The organism is Pseudobutyrivibrio sp. YE44, from assembly GCF_900104335.1.
Lineage (GTDB): Bacteria > Bacillota > Clostridia > Lachnospirales > Lachnospiraceae > Pseudobutyrivibrio.
Map to the genome: position 1 here is coordinate 1 of NZ_FMXT01000002.1, position 19705 is coordinate 19705.

Sequence of the window (19705 nt, forward strand, 5' to 3'; positions counted from 1 at the left end):
CATTCGTGCTAAACCATTTGAAATCCATCATAACCTGGATGAATTACATTCATTGGCGCTATATATAAAAAGTACTAATGAACAGCCTATTATTTTGATGGAGCCTACTAGTCACTATCATTATCCCATCTTAAAAGTCTTTCAAGAAGAACAACTTCCAGTATGCTTAATCAATCCGTACTTAATGAAAAAGTATGGTGATAATGAAATACGAAAAGCTAAGACAGATAAAAAAAATGCACTTCGTATTGCTCAGTATGCACTCGAAAAGGCTTATTCATTGACTCCATATGAATCAGCTGAACAAAAATATGATGATTTAAGATTTCTTTCGAGACAATACAAACAAAGAATATCTACATTAACTGTCGCTAAAGTTCAGCTACAAAATCTTCTTGATGAAACAATGCCTGGAATTACATCTATTCTCCCTCTTAAGAGCCGAGATCCAGAAAACTGTGTACTCTTGAGATTTATCAAACGATTCAAATCATTTGATGTAATCCGAAAGATGGGAAAAACAAGATTCTTAGAGAGCTATAAAGTATTAGTCAAAAAAACTACTGACCGATATGCTCTGTCCAAAGGTCTTGCAATCTATGAATTAGTAATAAATAGTGTAACCACTAGAGGCGAGAATCCACTATCATCTATTGTCCAAGAACAATGCGTTGACCTTGTTTCAACCGCTCAAACAGCAGCTGATGAAATCAACCTACAAATGAGAATCATTGCAGAAACTATTCCAGAATATAAAATCCTGCATGATATGCCTGGCGTTGGCGATAGATTAGGTCCAATCATTCTTGCAGAAATAGGAGATATTCGGCGCTTCCATAGTGGAAAAGCCTTAAATGCCTATGCAGGAAATGATGCCCCGCCATATCAATCTGGGCAATTCGAGAGCCGAAATCGTCACATCTCTAAACGTGGCAATCCGGCTCTACGAAAAGCTTGTTTTGAGGTTATGCAAGCTCTCAAACTATCCAAACCTCAAAACGACCCTGTCTATCTTTTCATGATAAAGAAAGAACAGGAAGGAAAGCCTTATAACGTAGCAAAAATGGCCGCCGTTAATAAGTTCCTCAGAATTTACTACGCTCGTGCTATGGAGCTATACAAGTAAATTCAATATCTTAATTATAAACTCATGATAATGACCTGCATAGGCAGGCCTTATTAAAGTCATGCTTTTTTCAAAAACTTGAACATATATTTATCATAAAAAAATCATTGACATACATTAGCAAGATTTGTCAATTTCACTGTCTTCTATTATAACTAATCCTCATACATCAAGAAATACCAAATCCTATATTAATCCCGCTATTCTCTGTTTCAGTACCCAGACAACATCCTCCTTATCTTTATCTCCAAGCTGATCAAAGATTCGATACAAAGAAATGTATCTATTAAATAAGATTTGTTCTTCAGATTGCTCTACATATTCTTCTAATAGAAGTTCTCGGACATCCACTTGGTAGATTCTAGAAAACTGAATAATCTCATCTGATGTTACCTGGCGTTCATTTGCTTCAATAGCTCTCAATGTTCTATCCGAGATATGCATATATTTAGCTGCTTCACTCTGAGAAAATCCTCGTTCTTCTCTTATCACTTTTAATTGATTTGCTGTAAATCGATTCATACCAAAACCTCCGACCACCGGAAGAAATCCTCCGGTTTTGAAAAAATCACCTTATTTTTCATGTCCTATTTTGAATAAATTTTAAAAATAAAAGTCCTATTTTGAAAGAATGGGACTTCAAAAATAGGACTGTTACTACCACACTTTTTTACATAAAAAATGTAGAGAGCCTTTCGACTCTCTACACTATAAATGCCTTTATTACAAGGTTTTTCGAGGTTTTGATTTTTCGATTTTTGCCTAAAAAACTAGGAAAATCGAGGTTCATCCGCTCGTGTTTTATCTTCCAAAAAGTAGATTTCTAAATACTACTTGTTAGCAATAGCAGCCTGTGCTGCAGCAAGTCTAGCGATTGGTACTCTGAATGGAGAGCATGATACATAGTCAAGACCAATCTTGTGGCAGAACTCTACTGAAGATGGGTCTCCACCGTGCTCACCGCAGATACCTACGTGAAGCTTTGGATTTACTGGCTTACCAAGCTTAATAGCTGTCTCCATAAGCTTACCAACACCTGTCTGGTCAAGCTTAGCAAATGGATCGTTCTCGAAGATCTTTGTGTCATAGTAAGCATTTAAGAACTTACCTGCATCATCACGAGAGAAACCAAATGTCATCTGTGTAAGGTCGTTTGTACCGAAGCAGAAGAAATCAGCCTCTGAAGCGATCTCATCAGCTGTAAGAGCAGCTCGTGGGATTTCGATCATTGTACCAACTTCGTACTCAAGCTTAGCGCCTGCAGCTGCGATTTCAGCATCAGCTGTCTCTACAACTACCTGCTTAACGTACTTAAGCTCCTTAACCTCACATACAAGTGGGATCATGATTTCAGGCTTAACATTCCAATCTGGATGAGCCTTCTGTACTTCAAGTGCTGCACGGATAACAGCCTTTGTCTGCATCTTAGCAATTGAAGGATATGTAACTGCAAGACGGCATCCTCTGTGACCCATCATTGGGTTGAACTCGTGGAGTGACTCGCAGATGTTCTTGATTTCTTCTACTGACTTATTCTTAGCCTTTGCAAGCTTCTCGATATCAGCATCCTCTGTAGGAACGAACTCGTGAAGTGGTGGATCAAGGAATCTGATTGTAACTGGGCATCCCTCAAGTGCTTCGTAAAGAGCCTTGAAGTCTCCCTGCTGGTAAGGAAGAATCTTCTCAAGAGCAACTTCTCTCTCTTCCTCTGTATCTGAGCAGATCATCTCACGGAATGCTGCAATTCTGTCAGCCTCGAAGAACATGTGCTCTGTACGGCAAAGACCGATACCTTCTGCACCAAGCTCTCTAGCCTTCTTAGCATCAGCTGGAGTATCTGCATTTGTTCTAACCTTAAGCTTTCTGAACTCATCAGCCCAAGCCATTACACGACCGAACTCGCCAGCGATAACAGCGTCAACTGTTGGGATGATACCAGCGTAGATGTTACCTGTTGTACCATCGATAGAGATTTCAGAACCCTCTGTAAATGTTGCGCCTGCAAGAGTGAACTTCTTGTTCTCCTCGTCCATGTTGATGTCGCCACAACCAGAAACGCAGCATGTACCCATACCACGAGCAACTACTGCAGCGTGTGATGTCATACCACCACGAACTGTAAGGATACCCTGTGCAGCCTTCATACCTGTGATATCTTCTGGAGATGTCTCAAGACGTACAAGAACTACCTTCTCACCTCTAGCAGCCCATGCCTCAGCATCGTCTGCTGTAAATACAACCTTACCACATGCAGCACCTGGAGAAGCGCCAAGACCCTTTCCAAGTGGAGTTGCAGCCTTAAGAGCAGCAGCCTCGAACTGTGGATGAAGAAGTGTATCAAGGTTACGTGGGTCGATCATTGCTACAGCCTCTTCTGGAGTCTTGTGTCCCTCATCAACAAGGTCGCAAGCAATCTTAAGAGCAGCTGGAGCTGTTCTCTTACCGTTACGGCACTGGAGCATGTAAAGCTTCTTGTTCTCTACTGTGAACTCCATATCCTGCATATCATGGTAGTGATTCTCAAGAGTCTCACATACCTTGATGAACTCTGCGTATGCCTCTGGGAACTCCTTCTCCATCTGAGCGATTGGCATTGGTGTACGAACACCAGCAACTACGTCCTCGCCCTGTGCGTTGATAAGGAACTCACCCATAAGCTTGTTCTCGCCTGTAGCTGGGTCACGAGTGAATGCAACACCAGTACCAGACTCATTGTTTAAGTTACCGAATACCATAGGCATTACGTTAACTGCTGTACCCCATGAATAAGGGATATCGTTATCTCTTCTATATACGTTAGCACGAGGATTATCCCATGAACGGAAAACAGCCTCGATAGCAAGCTTAAGCTGCTCTACTGGATCTGAAGGGAAGTCTGAACCAAGCTGATTCTTGTACTCAGCCTTGAACTGCTCAGCAAGTTCCTTAAGATCTGCTGCTGTAAGGTCAACGTCGAACTGAACACCCTTCTTTTCCTTCATCTGATCGATAAGCTGCTCGAAGTACTTCTTACCAACTTCCATAACAACATCTGAGAACATCTGAATGAAACGTCTGTAAGAATCATATACGAAACGCTCGAAAGCTGGATCTGGGTTTCCAGCGATCATTGCTGCTACTACTTCGTCATTAAGACCAAGGTTAAGGATTGTATCCATCATACCTGGCATAGATGCTCTTGCACCTGAACGAACTGAAACTAAAAGTGGATTCTTAAGATCGCCGAACTTCTTGCCGTTGATCTCTTCCATCTTCTTAACACCTTCCATAGCCTGAGCCATGATTTCATCATTGATTTTGCGACCATCCTCGTAGTACTGTGTACAAGCCTCTGTTGTGATTGTGAAGCCCTGAGGTACTGGAAGACCGATGCTTGTCATCTCAGCAAGGTTAGCACCCTTACCACCGAGAAGATTACGCATGCTCATGTCGCCTTCGCTAAACATATACACCCATTTGTTAGCCATTTTGATAATCCTCCTAAAATTAAATAACATTATTCTTTTCGGGCCCTCTGTGATACGGGGTTCAGAGAGTCCTTAACTATTTAAACACAAATTGTACACATATTCAAACAATACGGGGTTGTAATAACTACAGAAAAACAGCGGCCATTTTTGTGCAAAATTATCACAAAAATAACCGCTATTTACATAAATCCTCTACATAATTCACTTATATCACTTTGTAATCCGCCACACTAGCGGTTAACCCGTCCATTCGCTGCCTCTCCAGTGCTGCCTCCAAGGCCTCCTTATTACTTACCAAACTCTTTAATCTGTCTATCAGATTTTGATAGTCTTTTATGTCAAAAATATTCTCTCGAGAAGTGTATTCCGGACCATGACTAGTTTCGGAAAAAGCAAGTATCAATTGATTGTGAATGAATGCCGTTCTTGTTGCCTCCACAATCTCTCCCTCATGATTAATATCCAGGAAGAAATCACACTGAATAAACAATCGTTCCAAGGTGGCCGCCTTAATATTTGGATACATTATGACATTCTCATACTTTTCATGTGCTAAAAGCTGTCCCGACATTTCTGTAAGGGCTGTAACATGAAACTTAACTTCAGGAACAGCGGTGAGAATCTCCTTTAGCTTTTCCACATTTTCTGTATTGGTACAAATCAAGGCTTCAGGCTTTCCATGGTTCTGTTTTTTGAAGGAGTATATAAATCCTAATTCTGTAACCATATCCTTAGGAACCTTCAATGCCATAAGGGCTTCATAGGATGGACGATTTTGGACTATCACCCTGCTGCATCTGCTAGCTCTATTCTGTAAAATAACCTGCATATTTCCAGGTACAGTTCCTCTTGTTTGCTCCTGCCAAAACAGAATATCCTTTTTTCCTTCCGTAGCTGGCAAAGAATTGGAAACAAAAAACGGAACCGACAGAGAATTGAAATATATCGGACAGCTTACCCAACCCATATATCTAATAAAAAAGCTAACGAAATCTGTTCTGCTCTTGAATATTTGATGGGTACCTTCCCAGTCTAAAATAATATCTCCAGTAACAAAGTTTTCTACAACCACCTCTTGGCCTCTGCTGTTAAAATAGGCCTTTGTCACTTTTTTAGAATCTTTATTAAAGGCTGTTTTCGCATATAAAGCTCCATATTTGTTATAGTGCTCCGTTATTCTCACATTACCATCTTCATCAAGGAAATCCACCAGGCTCACTAACCTCTTGTGAGTAGGAGGCTGAAAGAAAATCCGCCCCCTTTCTTTCCCCTTGTCCTTAATGAGTCCACTGGTGTTATTTGCACTTATTTCCCAATAATCAGGCACCTTTATCTGATTGAAATACAGTGGCTTGCCTGGACAGCTACCATCATCAAAGTCTCCAAGGAAATACTCAAATACATTTGTCACATCCTCTGGGAGAAATCCGTCATCGTTAATTACAACGCAGTGACAATTACGTCCAGCATTTTTAAATGAGTCAAAAAGGTCCAGACTTCCTCTGTTAAAGTAATCAAATAATAAAACTACTTCTCCTCCACTAGATTTTTCCATTTTGCCTCCACCTCACTCTTAAGATAGCCTTTCGCCTTCTTGTAAGAATGATCGCTAAACTCTACAATATTGTCTTCAAGACAAAGCTTTTTTATAGCATTTACCATTCGCTCCTGTCGTCTTCCACGTTCCATTCCAATTGCGTATGGCAGCCTATATCCATTCTTTCCCTCATCAATAAAATTCTGATTTCCATATCGAACATCAAATCCGATGATAGGAAGTCCAGAGCCAATAGCCTCCATCAAGGTCAAACCGAAGCCCTCGCTAGTGGAAGCAGAAAGGTATGCCTCGTAATTCTGATAAAGCTCTGTTAAATCATGTTGCCCCATCAATCGTATATAGTCTTTCGCATTAAGCTTTTCGATTTGCTCCTTCAGGCTTTTTTCTGCACCACCCTTTCCGTAAATATCCAGTGTAATATCTGGAATATCTTCATGTGCCTTCGCCACTGCAGCCACAAGCCAATCCACATGCTTTTCAGTTGCAAGTCTTGAGGCGGTAATAAAGGAATGTTTCTTCCTTGGTTCACCGGGTTCCTTAAGTTCTTGCAGGCTTCCAACGGGTATCGTATATACGGTAGGACTTGCATCTAAATACTTTTCAAATTGATAAATCAAAAGCTTTCTTTGATCTTCCGTTGCCGTTATATAAAAGTCTATATGCTCATGCATTGAGAAGGTATACTCATAAAAATTATTCCAAAGGATGTAGTTCTCATCTGTAGCACCCTCACTGAAATGATCAGCGTGAATAACCACACCCACCCTGGCATCACCTGCATTCTCAAGGATGGCCTGTCCTTGACCTGTTGACCTGTCTATTATGATAATGTCATCTTTTGTAGGCTTTAAAAGTGCTGTCATATAGCCAATCAGCTCTTCCTTTGAACATATTATCTTGTCTGGAAATTTGTAGAGTACTGCCTCCCCATCGATTATTTCTTCATAGGCAGCTGAGCCATCTCTGTTAAAATACCTTCTCTGATAAAGATGAGCCCGACCATCTAATGGCGCATAGTATTCGCTAAACACTCTGCCGCTCATAAAATAATCTTTTCTCACCAAATATCCTGCTGAGACCATTTCAACGCGATGTATAAAATCCTCCTCCGTATTTACGAAGTAGATTCTATAAAAATTGTTTTCTCCCTCAAAAAGAAACTTTCCTATTTGTCCCTCTCTCTCAAAAGTATATTTCTGATTTCCAACTGCTTTTTTCAAATCCTCTAATGTGTAGCTTACAGGCTCTGGATCAAAGTCTGTGAAGAAGGTGTATAGCCATATAATCTCCTTATCCTCAAAGCCAATATTCCTTGTCATATCAATGAGATTATCTCTAGGAAACATATCTGTGAATATAAACTTTGCTTCTAGATTTAGGCTTCTCAAAACATTAGCTCTGTAGCTTTGGGCATACTCCACCCCAGAAGACGCCCAACCTATACCTAAGTTAAAGCTATAAATCATACGTACACCTCGATTAAGGAAGAATAATCTTCAGCTTATTCTTCTTATCCATACTCACTTCGCTAAGCAACACATTTCTTATGATATTTCGCTTAATGCGACTTTCCATCTTTCTGAAGGATTCCAGTGCCTCTCCCTGATATTCAAACATCAGGTTACGCTGGGCAGAGCTTCGTCCTGAAACCGCCCCTTGAAGCTGCTGAAGATAGTCAACCTGTTCAATCCACGCTTCATCAATAGCAGAAAGGGCTGATACACGAATAAAGTCCTTCATACCTTTCTCTGAACCTATCTGCTTTTGCTTTTCTTCCAAGGATTTCTCCACTCTGGCCTTTACATAAGCCTTGACCTTATTTTTATTATTCAACTTTAGATAGCCAATATCCTTTTCCATTTTGTAGGAAATATTATCAAGCATATATCTGTTGAACTCGGAAACAGTAAGCTTTTTATGTTCCTTCAGGAATTCATCCGTATTTTCCATGGCAATATCAATAAGCTTAGACCACTCAATGGAACCACCATCCAAAAGCATATCTCTGGTGTCGTACATAAGCTTTCTTTCCAGCTGGAGTACAACATCGTAATCCTTGGAATTCTTACGATTGGTTACACCCATTTCCTCATTGGTGCGCTGGGCTCCATTTACAATCTTTTTTATTTTCCTGTCTCTTATACGCTTATTGCCATCAATATATTTCTTAAGCTTCTCAGGGTCTGTACCCTTTTCAACAATATCATCCTCAAGAGAAACCAGGAAGCGACTGTAGCCTGGATCTCCCTGTCGACCTGCTCGACCTCTAGTCTGCCTCTCATCACGGATATTAAGCATTCGGCCAACACCAATAACAGCCAAGCCTCCCAATTCCTTTACACCAGGTCCAAGCTTTATATCAGTTCCTCGGCCTGCCATTGAGGTTGCCACCGTCATAGCTCCCATCTGACCTGCCTCTTTGATAATTTCAGCCTCCCAGAAGGCATTATTAGCATTTAGAACAGAGTGAGCCAAGCCCTCCTTTACCAAAAGATGAGATAGGATTTCCGTATCAGAAATCATGGTTGTAACTATTAGCACAGGCTGACCAGTTTCATGTTTTTTAACCGCCAGCTTAATAGCTGCCTCAAACTGTTTTTCCGAATCACTGAAAAACCAATCGGGACAATCCACTCGTTGTATAGGATTATTGGTAGGAATAACCACAACCTTCTTGCCATATACATCGTATAGCTCATCCTTGGCATCATAAATTGTTCCGCTCATGCCTGCCATCTTAGGGAACATAGAGAAGAAATTCTGATAAGTAATGGATGCCATGGAACGGTTTTCCTGAGTAATCTCCACCTTTTCCTTGCACTCTATAGCCTGATGCTGTCCGCCACGAAGCTTTACCCCCTTAAGGGCTCGACCTGAGCTGGCATCAATAAGGGTAACCTCATTGGATTCTGAAATCATGTACTCAGTACCCTTTTCAATAATCTTGTGAGCTCTAAGTGCCAAAATCAAATGTCTATATATTTCAAAGTATTCTGGGTCAAAGATATTGTCTATTCCAAAATAACTCTCGGCATACTCCAACCCCTTTTCCGTAAACCAAACACTCTTTTCTTCAATCTCGTAATCCACATCCTCCTGAAGAGTAGTTACGAAGAAATCCGCCATCTCATAAAGGTTTGATTGGACACGTGGTGCACCTGAAATAACAAGAGGTGTGCTGGCGCTATCCAGAAGAACAGAATCAGCCTCATCGATGATAATGAAATAGAAATCACGCATAAAACGTTCATCAGCTGACTTAACCAGGTTGTTTATAAGATAATCAAAACCTAAAGCCGAATGAGTGGTATATACGATATCTGAATTATAGATTTCCTTCTTTTCATCATTCTCGAATTTATCGTCAGCATCACGCTTAACACCAGCTGAAATAGTCAGTCCCATAAACTCATAGGCTGGTCCCATTTCTTCAGCGTCACGAAGAGCCAGGTATTCATTGTTTGTAACAAGAATTGCGCCCTTACCAGTAAGACCATTTAGATACATAGGACAGGTGGCTGTAAGAGTCTTACCCTCTCCTGTATTCATCTCTGCCAAATATCCATGATGCATGGCAATTCCTGCCAACAGCTGTACATCAAATGGGAACATCCCAAGCACTCGCTTATCAGCCTCGCACATGGCCGCAAAAGCCTCAGGCAGCATTTTGTCAGTACTCTCTCCAGCCTCAAAACGCTCCCTAAATTCCTTAGTCTTGGCCTTAAGCTCCTCGTCTGTAAGGGCTGCCATAGCATCCTTGTAGCTTTTGACCTTTCTAAGCTCCTTTTGAAGTTTCCTGATAATTCCCTTAGTTTTTTTTACCTTCATTTTTGTTTTTCTATTTCTTCAATAGTCACTGAATGATATGTAAACTCTTTCATACCTGCATTAATAAGCTGCATTTTATAACTATAGGTTTTTAACGGGCAGGAAAACTCCGCCTCCTTACCTCTCACAGTAAAATCTCCAGCCTCTCGCTCGTATCTATCCAGAAAAACCAATCTGATAAGGCATCCCTGATTATCTGGAGTCTCCACATTCACCTTTATTCGATACCGGCTTTCTCCATCGATTATAGGAAGACTTGGTTCGATTCTCTGAGCCTGATAATTGGTAAGGGAATACCACTGCTTTATAACTGTGCCAGGAGGCATAAGATCATTCTTAAAATGCACCTCGTTTCTGGCAACGAATTCAATCTCAGAGCCGTATAAATATGTGTCCGAGCTATATTCATTCCAAAAAATAGTCCAACTTGCTTTTTCCATTTATCTTTGTTCCTCCACCCTACTGACTATCAAGTACTGCACGTACATCCTTCCACTTTTCCAGAAGCTTTCTTGTGGTAAATTTCTGTGCAATATCATAAGAATAAACCTTTGCTTGGTTCCAGTTAGCAAGGGAATCAAGGAAATATTCCAGAGCTGCTGGTATCTGGTCAAATTCCTTTACCACAAAACCGTTGTACATATTTTGCATATACTGGGTTTCACGTCGGATAATCTGAGGAATCGCTGTACTTATACAGTTAATCTGCAGATACAAATCAGGATTGTGTCTCATATCAACCATGATTCTCTGCTCACGAATACACTTACTAACTGACAGCTCATCCACACACTGTTCAATAAAAAATCTAACAGGTATTTCCTCTTCTTCCTCTTCATCATCCAAATCATTTTCAGCAGTATCATCATCCACTTCTTCAGGGATAACAATTCTTCTGTCAAAACCTGCTTCTTCAAGTATTTCTGCAATCTTTTCCAACAATCTGTCTGGAAGATTGTACTCGGCGTTTCTTGTAAAGATGTGGACCATAGCATTTTCATTTTGAGGAAGATAGGTAGCCAACTGAATCATCAGCTCCTTAAATCTATCCTCTGGCAAACCGTCTATTGGTACCAAAATCTTTTGTACCGTAAGCTCACCACTAATACCAAAATCCATTCGAGAGTCATATGGAGAAATATCAATAATATTCTCAATTTCCTGCTCCATCTCTCGTTTAAGATATCTGGTAGTTGCCTCTGAATCTGTAATAATATAGCTAGCCTTTGCCACCAAATCCTTTGCGTCAAGATGATCCTTTATTCGATATCTATCCCCGTAAAAAGATAAAATACATTTCTTACGCCCAAGGAACTCCTTGGTTGCAAACATATTATTTTCATTTACGGCAATACAAAAAATATCATCTGGATCATCGTTGGCTAACAAGTGAGAGAACAATACCTCCCTAATAACCTCTCCCAGGTTATCGTAAGTCAGTGAACTGAAGGCTCTGGTTTCAGCTTCCTTTTCACCTTCAAAAACTAAAAATGTATTTGAGGCAGGATTAATCTCCACCCTTCCTGTATCTGCATATTCCCTAAGCTTTGCCGTGCCCTTTTCTGTGAGATAATCCGTAAATACCATCTGTCCATCCTGATAAACCTCTGTGGCAGATACAAAGCCCCTATCATCATAAATATTTCTACGAGAAACCTGTCCATCTCGGTACATTGCCACCTCAATAGGATTTCCCGCTTCACCAAATTCTATCTGGGCATATTTTTGATTATTAAGATATCCCACTACCACAAATGGCGTATATACGAATTCAATACCTTTAGGCCAATCCAAATTGTGGAAGGAAAAAACCACCGCCTTCTTTCTTTCCACCTCCTGAATGGCATCAAAAACAGACCAGTACTTTGCATGAAATACACCCTGTCGATGAAGGAAATGTCTAAAGTTTGGAGTGTGGCTCAAAAGTAGAATCTTGAAATCACTTTTTCCACTACGATGGAACATTTGCACCTGCTTTACAGTGTCATCAAACTCTGTATGCATTCTGCGAGTGTGCCAACTTTGCTCCAGCTCTTTCCACTTATTCTGTTGATACCAAGCAGGAATAAAATAAAGCATCCAATCCCCTTTCTGCTATAGCGGGAAAGCACAGTAATTATAATTTTTCCTAAATAAACGGAATATATGCGTCATAATCGATGACCGCTCTAAACTCTCTGTACAAATTACAATTAATACTAGCCATAGCAATCATAATAGACGGTAAACTCATAACCTCAGCAGGCACCACGCCTAATGTATGTAGATACAGAGGCCATGCCAAAAATGCTGCCATAAAGGTGGCAGAAAACAAGGCAATGCACGCCAATCTTCTAGCTATGAAAAATCTTGTTTTTCGTCCTGCCCTAAGACCAGTTATACTGTCTCCTGACTTTTGCAGTGATTCCGCCAAGTTTTTGGGGCTAATAAAAACAAAGGAGAACACCACTGTTATGATATACAAGGTAATAACATATACTATAATTCCAAGCACATGAGAGGTATCCATATTCTCCTGTGCCCAAGCTATATCAGCATTATCTGGAAAAAGCATAGCCAGAGCCTGACAGCCATAGGTAGGTATCATAAAGAAGGCTGACGTAAACATAACCGGCATCATACCAATAGGATTTAGCTTTATTGGAATATAGTTTTTGTCGGAGAAAATACTGTGAATAGAAATCCTTTGCATTGGAATTCTGTATTCACTGTTCTCAAAAATAATAGTGAAGAGCAAAGCCACTACAGAAATGGAACCAATAATTTTCAAATCATCCACAGGCACACTTCTACAGGTAATAACAACACTATCTAAAATATTTACGTAGATTAATGCTGTTTGCCCACCTACTCCATATTTGCTATTTCTAGTAGCCAGCCAAAGGATTAAAAATGCTCCTGTAACCATCTCTATACCAGAAACGAATTTTGCAAGAATAAGCTGCCAGCCACCATCATAAATATAAAGGGTTGATTGTACGGTGAAATAGGCTTGAACACTAGCCCAGATAAGCATCAAAAGAAGAGTTGCATTTGTTATCTTCTTAGGTGATGTGTGAGATTTGCTGTCTGCTCTTTTTACAGAAACCAGCATCTGAATAAATAGTGTAGAAAACATAAAAGGAGATATGCCAAGAGCAAGCAGACTTGTCTTGTACCTATCTCCACCAATTGTTTGCATAATTAAATCTGCCGACTTATCTCTAAAAGTCTCGTAAGCTGCTAAGTCGACACCATAAAGTGGCAGCTCTCGGCCCACTAGGTAAGCTGCCATTATAAAAAGCGTATATATTAGCTTTTGAAATAATGTTTTAGGAAAAAAATGTTTTTTCAAACTTCCGCCCCAATAAAAAGTTGAAACCTTAATTTTCTATAAACATCTAACATTATTTTAGCATAAAAACATTTCTATGCTTACACCCCATAACAATATTGCACCAGCCACATAGGCTATGGTCTTATTTTCAAATCCAAAATGAAGACCTGTATATAATCCCAATATTACCATCAAAATAGAAATAACAATGATAGTAATAACCAGTTGCCATATGGTAATGCCCACTAAAGCGCACACTCCACCAGCCACAGCTGTGTATAAACTTGACATAGCAATCATTCTAGTATACTCAAAAACCTTCAAGGTTTCCTTGAGATGCTCCTGAATAAACTCTCGCTTGATTGCCTTTGCAATAAGTCTTATACCAAGCAGCGCTAAAACGATTGCTGCAATTTCTTCGCCATATGCAATTGGGTCTGAAATATCCCCTCTTCTAACTAAAACTGTGCACAGGAAATATCCAGCAAAATAAAAGGCCAATTCCATAGCAGCCACCACTGCACAGGCTATAAGAAGGGTCTTCTTTTTTATGTGAGATACCATGGCACCTTGAATTTCCATGGCAGCGAATACATCAAGTAGTATTCCGGCTATAATCAGCACATTTTCCAACCAATTCATTTTATTATTATACTCCAATCCATCAATCTGAAATCTAAATTCGTAGATTTCTCACAATTTTAATGATAAAAAAACATACTCCTCATATGAATATTCAATCACCAAAAACTGTGGTTAGACAAGATACAAATTCTCATATATGTATGTCTTCTGTCACAATAGCCACATTATCTATGCTTTGTGACAACCTCAAGTAATGGATTATGGAAAATCTTTAAATATACATCAGTCAATTCCTGAACAGGTACAGTCATTCCATGCTTAATCCACTCAATTGTGACCCAACTAATAGAATGAGCTAAGAATTCAGCAACTAATTCTTCCTTAAGCCATGGATAAGGGGCGATTTTTGCCAAGCCTTCCACATCAATGTTTTTAGCCACAGCATTCTGTACACAACGTGAATAGATTTCATTGAAGGAATTTTGTCCCTCAAGCTGAGCAGCTCTGGTGTAGAAATCCTTTTCCTTTTCAAGGGCAGTCAAAATAAAGGTAACAGCCTCCTTAAGCATTCCATTGGAAAGGAATGGTTCCACCGGGGCAAAAAGCTCATTGACAGTTATCCACTCAAGTAGCTCGTATTTATCCTGAAAATGATTGTAGAAGGTTGGACGAATTACTCCAGCCCTGTCAGTTATTTCTTTAATTGTAATCTTTTCAATTGGTTTTTTAACAGCTAAAGCTTTAAGGCTTTCTGCTAAAACTGCATCAATTGGATTTTGTGTCTGATTGTTCATTCTAGCTCCTTAAGAATCCTCAAATTCTACTGTTACATAGAATCCTTTAGGGGTTTCCTTAATGTCAACCACCTTACCCTCGGTCTTTCCATCCTGAGTTTTCAGTCGCTCCAATGTTGTATAATTACCAGACATGGCATAAGACCTTCCCAATACATAATAATATGAATTAGAAAGAGCATATTCTGTAACTGGAAGAACCTCATCTACTTGTAGTAGACCTGTTCGTTCCATTTTAAATTCCATTTGTCTCATTAAATTTCCAAGCCTCTATAACTTAAATATCTTCTTCAGAAATAATAGTGGAATCAACCACAAGATTGCTTGCCTTTCTAACCTTATGCACGATTCCAATATCTGTAATTCCATCATACACAAGCATTACACCAATTAGCTGCGTTGCCAAAGATATAATTTTGAAGGATGCAACCACGCAAAGCACTCCAAGTGCAATATTAAAGCCAGCAATTACAAATGGAAGCCATGATCTTGGCGCATGAACCTTTACTGCCTCAACAGCAAGACCTAAATCCTGAATGCCATGTACCACAAGAACTACGCCGATTGCCATTGGAATAATTGAAAGAATCGCCTCTGGGGATTTGAAAATCCAAATTCCAATAATAGCTAGAACAGCACCCACCACTATTCCCATGGCGTTGAAACCGCGCTCGTATATCTGACCAATAATAATACCAACGCCAAGCAATATAACAATAGCGCCGATAATATTTCCGATTGTAGACAAGCTCTCTGCAGGACGCACCACTAAAAGAATACCAATAATAATGCTAACGACAGCTGATATTGTGATATTTAGTCTTAAGTCCTTGAGTTTCTCTTTCATAAAATTATCCTCCAATAATTAATAATAACACCTGTAGCCAATTCCGCCGAGGCTACAAATGATTACATGCAAGGAAAGTGCTGAGTCTACAACAATAGCCCCAACACTTTTAATCAAATCCTAATGTTCCTTCGCATTTCCCCAGAAAGCCACAGCAACTGTACCTGGGCCTGTGTGTGCACCAATAGTAGGTCCAATATCGAAAATACGAATCTTTTCTTTCATATTTGGGAATGCTTCCTCAAGCATGTCAGCCACATCTCTGGCATCCTCATAGCACACAGAATGTGTGATGAAGATGTTTCCATCGTAGCCGTCCCCATTTTCAATACGCTCTTTAACAGCTGCAAGAGCTGCCTTTTTAACAAGCTTCTTTCCTCGACATTTCTGTCTAGGAACTAGCTTTCCTTCGTCATTAATATTGAGAAGCGGACAAATGTTAAGAGCTGTACCAAACCAGCCAGACACTTTAGAGATTCTGCCGCCTCTAATAAAGAAGGTTAAATCTGTAGTAAAAAACCAGGTATTTTGATTTTGAATATGATTATCCACCCAGCTAACAAGCTTATCAAAATCGTAACCCTGATCACGAAGCTCTGCCATCTTATCTATGATAAGCGCATAGCCAGCTGAAGCAGTCAAGCTATCGATAACAACCACTCGTCTATCTGGGAATTCTTCCTTCATTTCATCTGCAGCAATTCTAGCAGAGTTGTAAACACCGGAAATACCGCTCGAAAGTGTAATGTGGATAATATCCTTTCCTTCCTTTAAGAAGGTTCTAAAATACTCAGAGAATTCATCTGCATTAACCTGAGATGTCTTTGTCATGGCACCATCTAACATAGCCTGATAAAAGTCTTTAGGACTTATAGACTTAAATAAGTCATCTCTGTAATGCTTGTCATCTAAGTAATAATGAAAGCAAATATACTCAACATTTTTTTCTTTTAAATACTCTTCTGTTGTGTCAACAGTAGAACAACAACTAATAACGTAATCTCCCATTTTTTATACCCATCTTCTCAAACAAAAAATCTAAATAACCTGATAAAGTATATCAAATTTTTCTATGCAAATGCAACCTTGGCCCTTCTGCAAATCATTGCTGAAATAAGGCCTATAACTATTCCTGACACTGTTCCTATTATCACCAAAACAGGTAAGTAATAAATCAATTTGCTGGTTTCCATTGCAAAAATAGCCACTATTATTTGGCCTACATTATGAAAAACGCCACCTAACACGCTGACACCAGTCATTGAAAGCTTCTTGCTTTTCTTTCCTATGAACATCATTAAAAAAGAAAGAAAGGCACCTGCGCTACTATATATAAGCATGGCGAAATTCCCAAAGGTTAGTCCCACAAGAAGAACTCTAACTAGAGAAAGCATAAAAGCATTTTTGGAACCTATGGTGTACAAAGCCACAACTATTACGATATTTGCCAAGCCAACCTTTGCTCCTGGGATTCCGATATTAAGAGGAAGAAGCACCTCCACATAGGATAAAACAAACGCCAATGCAATAAGTAGGCCTAAATACGCAATCTTTTTTGTGTTCATATTCATAATGTTATTCTCCTACGCCTGAACTACTGAGCAATAGCATCCACCTCAGATTCTTCGCCACCCTCAATGGATACAACAACCTTATGGGGAAGACATACTATGGATTCCCCGCTTAAACTAATTGGTCTATGCTTTGCGCATATCTTATCAGGACAGTTGGCATCAGAGATACTCGCCTGCCCATCCTTTATTATAAGCTCGTTGCTGCCATTTTCACCTGATGTTATAATGCATGTCCCATCTTCATTAAGTGGAAGTCGTTGAGTCTCTATACCATCTATGGTGATTACCACCATAGGATTATCACCTGTATTATATTTCTGCCAGAAACGCATTCCTATCATTATCGCAAATGCGATAACAAGAAGAGTGCCTATCAAAATAAAATCATTCTTCTTCATACTCACTTTATTATAACATTAAGCTTAGCATCCTTGTACTCAGATGAAAGTGAAAACTTATCTTTTATTCCTTCTGTAATGTAAACCTTGCCATCCTCTGTAATCATAATCATATCAAAGCCTTCATGTGTCTTCCAATATTCAGTGGCACCCTCTAAGCCTTTTACAAAAAGAGCTGTTGAGAGGCCATCACACATAAAGCCGTCTTTACCAACTATGCTCACTGAAACCAATCCATTTTTTGCTGGATAACCGTTTTCTGGATTAATAATATGCCAGTAGATTTCTCCATTCTCTTCAAAGTATCTCTCATAGCCACCCGAAGTAACGATAGCAATATCTTCAGACTCAAGAACGCCTATTATTCCTGTTTTACTATCATGAAAAGGACTTTTTATAGCTATCTTCCAAGGGCTTCCATCCTGCTTTGTGCCAATACACTGAACATTTCCCCCAAGATTTATAAGGGCTGAATCCACACCTTTTTCTTTGAAGAAATCGGAAAGCATTTGGCTAGTGTACCCCTTTGTAATACTACCTAAATCAATTTCCATGTTTTCAGGAAGAACAATATCAATGTAATCTTCTCCCTGATTCGATATTTCCACCTTTGAATAATCAACTGCCTGCAATAACTCTTTTATATCTTCATCTTCAGGTACCTTGTATTCACCTGTTGTAAAACCCCATTCCTTTAGCACAGGATATATTGTCAAATCCAGGGCTCCCTCGGTATCCTTGCAGATTTCCATTCCTCCCTCAAAAACTTTTGCACCATCGCCGGTAAGTCGACCAATACTATCCTTATTTATCTTACTTACCTCACTAGACTCCTCAGTAACAGAAAGCTGTTTTTCCAAAGCCTCCACCTTTTCCTGTGCCTCTGTCAGAAGTTCCTCATCCCCCTCAATCTGGATTTCCATCACTGTGTCCATGGCAAAAAAAGATGTGGAATTTATCTTGTTTAAGCTAACTTCCTGAGTTGGATTTTTACATCCCGAAAAAATCAGGGCGCAAAGTAACAATGCGCCCATAGATTTCATTTCTTTCTTTAATTTTTTCTCGTTAAAAGTAATCATTTATTTATTTCTTAGCCTGTTCTATTGCAGAAGCCACAGCAGATAAAAACCCTTCCGAAGAATATGTAGCTCCAGAAATAGTGTCCACTTCTGTGTCTCCAGCATCTAAAACTCGGCTAATCATCTCCTTGCCATCTACCTCAACATCAAAATATTCTTTGTCGTCGGTAAATTTCGTAATTACGATATCAGTAAGCTTACTATTTTCAATAGTTACTTCAACAGCTATTGTACCATTATTTCCCATTCCTTCGCCAGTATATACGCCATCTTTTAGGGAAGTTCCTTCTTCTGCAAATTCCTTTGAAACAGAAGTTATGGTTTCTGATTTATATACCACATCCTCTTTCTTAGATGATGCGTCAGCTTGGTTATAAATCACCGATACTAAAACCACTGAAGCCAAAAGCGAAATAGCAACTCCCACCAATTGTCTTCTTGGGATAATCTCATTAATCCCCTTATTAAACGCTTTCACACAACGACAGAAAAGATAGCTGATATAAATGAAGCTGTAAACAAAAATGGTAATATCATATCCTGCCGTCCCCTTTAAGGCAGGAGGTACCATCAGCATCATTACATGTATATACTGAAGACCATAAAAGACATACGCTAATCTTTGAAGCTTTTTCCAATTTCCGCCCTTCATTTTTCTTTTAACCGATGTAAAAGAGGTTACAAATAAAGGTATCATAATGGCAAACATCAAAGCAGATATAATAATAAATACCACAGTACTTATCTTCATATTTGAGCTGCCATTTTTCATCATTAAAAAGTATGACTTTGAATATGCAAGACCATGACCTATTCCAAGTATAGAAGCTATAATAGATAATTGGCTTCGAAGGGGCATAAATAGCTTCGCACCAAGACTTCTGTTTGGAAATGCACCAGCAAACATTACTATGATAAAAAATGCTCCCGTCAAACCACCTTTCGCAAGAATAGGTATCAACCAAAGATTTACCCATTCTGGCAAAGTAATTCCCAGCCACACAACTGCTACTGATACCAAAGCAATCAATGTTGCGATTATATAAAAGATATTAGCGTTTTTCTTTAGCTGCTCCGTAAATACGATAGTGAGCAATAAAGCTAGACAAAGAGAAACCAATATTGTCATA

At 39.4% G+C, this 19705-nt stretch carries 18 protein-coding genes; 1 reads left to right on the top strand and 17 read right to left on the bottom strand.

Annotated elements, in window-relative coordinates:
* Positions 1–1126 (top strand): IS110 family RNA-guided transposase (locus tag BLR54_RS04235; RefSeq protein WP_143008396.1); only part of this gene is annotated, 1126 nt, incomplete at its 5' end.
* Positions 1127–1312: 186 nt separating this feature from the next.
* Here the strand turns inward: BLR54_RS04235 and BLR54_RS04240 are convergent.
* From BLR54_RS04240 to BLR54_RS04320, 17 genes are all read right to left on the bottom strand, one after another.
* Complete coding sequence (locus BLR54_RS04240; protein ID WP_090417318.1) at positions 1313–1648, bottom strand: helix-turn-helix transcriptional regulator; 336 nt, start codon at positions 1646–1648, stop codon at positions 1313–1315.
* Between the two features lie 308 nt (positions 1649–1956).
* Entirely contained in the window at positions 1957–4593 is a 2637-nt protein-coding gene (gene ppdK / locus BLR54_RS04245) for a pyruvate, phosphate dikinase (protein ID WP_090417320.1), read from the bottom strand.
* 208 nt (positions 4594–4801) lie between these two features.
* The gene (gtfB, locus tag BLR54_RS04250) at positions 4802–6151 is read right to left on the bottom strand and encodes an accessory Sec system glycosylation chaperone GtfB (RefSeq protein ID WP_090417323.1); all 1350 of its coding nucleotides are present in this window, start codon (positions 6149–6151) and stop codon (positions 4802–4804) included.
* Complete coding sequence (gene gtfA, locus BLR54_RS04255) at positions 6124–7620, bottom strand: accessory Sec system glycosyltransferase GtfA (RefSeq protein ID WP_090417325.1); 1497 nt, start codon at positions 7618–7620, stop codon at positions 6124–6126. Before gtfA ends, gtfB begins: the two co-directional genes overlap by 28 nt.
* A 13-nt stretch (positions 7621–7633) precedes the next feature.
* A complete protein-coding gene (secA2, locus tag BLR54_RS04260; protein WP_090417327.1) occupies positions 7634–9982 on the bottom strand; it encodes an accessory Sec system translocase SecA2 in 2349 nt (782 codons plus the stop codon).
* A complete protein-coding gene (gene asp3 / locus BLR54_RS04265; protein WP_090417329.1) occupies positions 9979–10422 on the bottom strand; it encodes an accessory Sec system protein Asp3 in 444 nt (147 codons plus the stop codon). Before asp3 ends, secA2 begins: the two co-directional genes overlap by 4 nt.
* Before the next feature lie 19 nt (positions 10423–10441).
* A complete protein-coding gene (asp1, locus tag BLR54_RS04270) occupies positions 10442–12061 on the bottom strand; it encodes an accessory Sec system protein Asp1 (RefSeq protein ID WP_090417331.1) in 1620 nt (539 codons plus the stop codon).
* 49 nt (positions 12062–12110) lie between these two features.
* Positions 12111–13256 (bottom strand): preprotein translocase subunit SecY, encoded by a 1146-nt coding sequence (locus BLR54_RS04275; RefSeq protein ID WP_143008397.1) that lies wholly within the window; start codon positions 13254–13256, stop codon positions 12111–12113.
* Between the two features lie 117 nt (positions 13257–13373).
* On the bottom strand, positions 13374–13940 hold the full coding sequence (locus BLR54_RS04280; protein ID WP_090417335.1) for a manganese efflux pump: 567 nt from the start codon (positions 13938–13940) through the stop codon (positions 13374–13376).
* A gap of 167 nt (positions 13941–14107) precedes the next feature.
* Positions 14108–14677, bottom strand: a complete 570-nt coding sequence (locus tag BLR54_RS04285) for a TetR/AcrR family transcriptional regulator C-terminal domain-containing protein (RefSeq protein ID WP_090417338.1) — start codon at positions 14675–14677, stop codon at positions 14108–14110.
* 9 nt (positions 14678–14686) lie between these two features.
* Positions 14687–14932 carry a hypothetical protein gene (locus BLR54_RS04290; RefSeq protein WP_090417341.1) on the bottom strand — a complete coding sequence of 82 codons (246 nt, stop codon included), beginning with the start codon at positions 14930–14932 and terminating at the stop codon, positions 14687–14689.
* Positions 14933–14954: 22 nt separating this feature from the next.
* Positions 14955–15524 carry an HdeD family acid-resistance protein gene (locus BLR54_RS04295; RefSeq protein ID WP_090417343.1) on the bottom strand — a complete coding sequence of 190 codons (570 nt, stop codon included), beginning with the start codon at positions 15522–15524 and terminating at the stop codon, positions 14955–14957.
* Between the two features lie 120 nt (positions 15525–15644).
* Entirely contained in the window at positions 15645–16532 is an 888-nt protein-coding gene (locus BLR54_RS04300; RefSeq protein ID WP_090417345.1) for a DegV family protein, read from the bottom strand.
* A 62-nt stretch (positions 16533–16594) separates the two neighbouring features.
* A complete protein-coding gene (locus tag BLR54_RS04305; protein WP_330388139.1) occupies positions 16595–17095 on the bottom strand; it encodes a Gx transporter family protein in 501 nt (166 codons plus the stop codon).
* A gap of 23 nt (positions 17096–17118) precedes the next feature.
* Positions 17119–17496 carry a NusG domain II-containing protein gene (locus BLR54_RS04310; protein ID WP_090417348.1) on the bottom strand — a complete coding sequence of 126 codons (378 nt, stop codon included), beginning with the start codon at positions 17494–17496 and terminating at the stop codon, positions 17119–17121.
* Positions 17497–17498: 2 nt separating this feature from the next.
* A complete protein-coding gene (locus BLR54_RS04315) occupies positions 17499–18575 on the bottom strand; it encodes an FAD:protein FMN transferase (RefSeq protein WP_090417350.1) in 1077 nt (358 codons plus the stop codon).
* A 4-nt stretch (positions 18576–18579) separates the two neighbouring features.
* Positions 18580–19704 (bottom strand): FMN-binding protein, encoded by a 1125-nt coding sequence (locus BLR54_RS04320; RefSeq protein WP_090417352.1) that lies wholly within the window; start codon positions 19702–19704, stop codon positions 18580–18582.
* Position 19705: the final 1 nt, after the last annotated feature.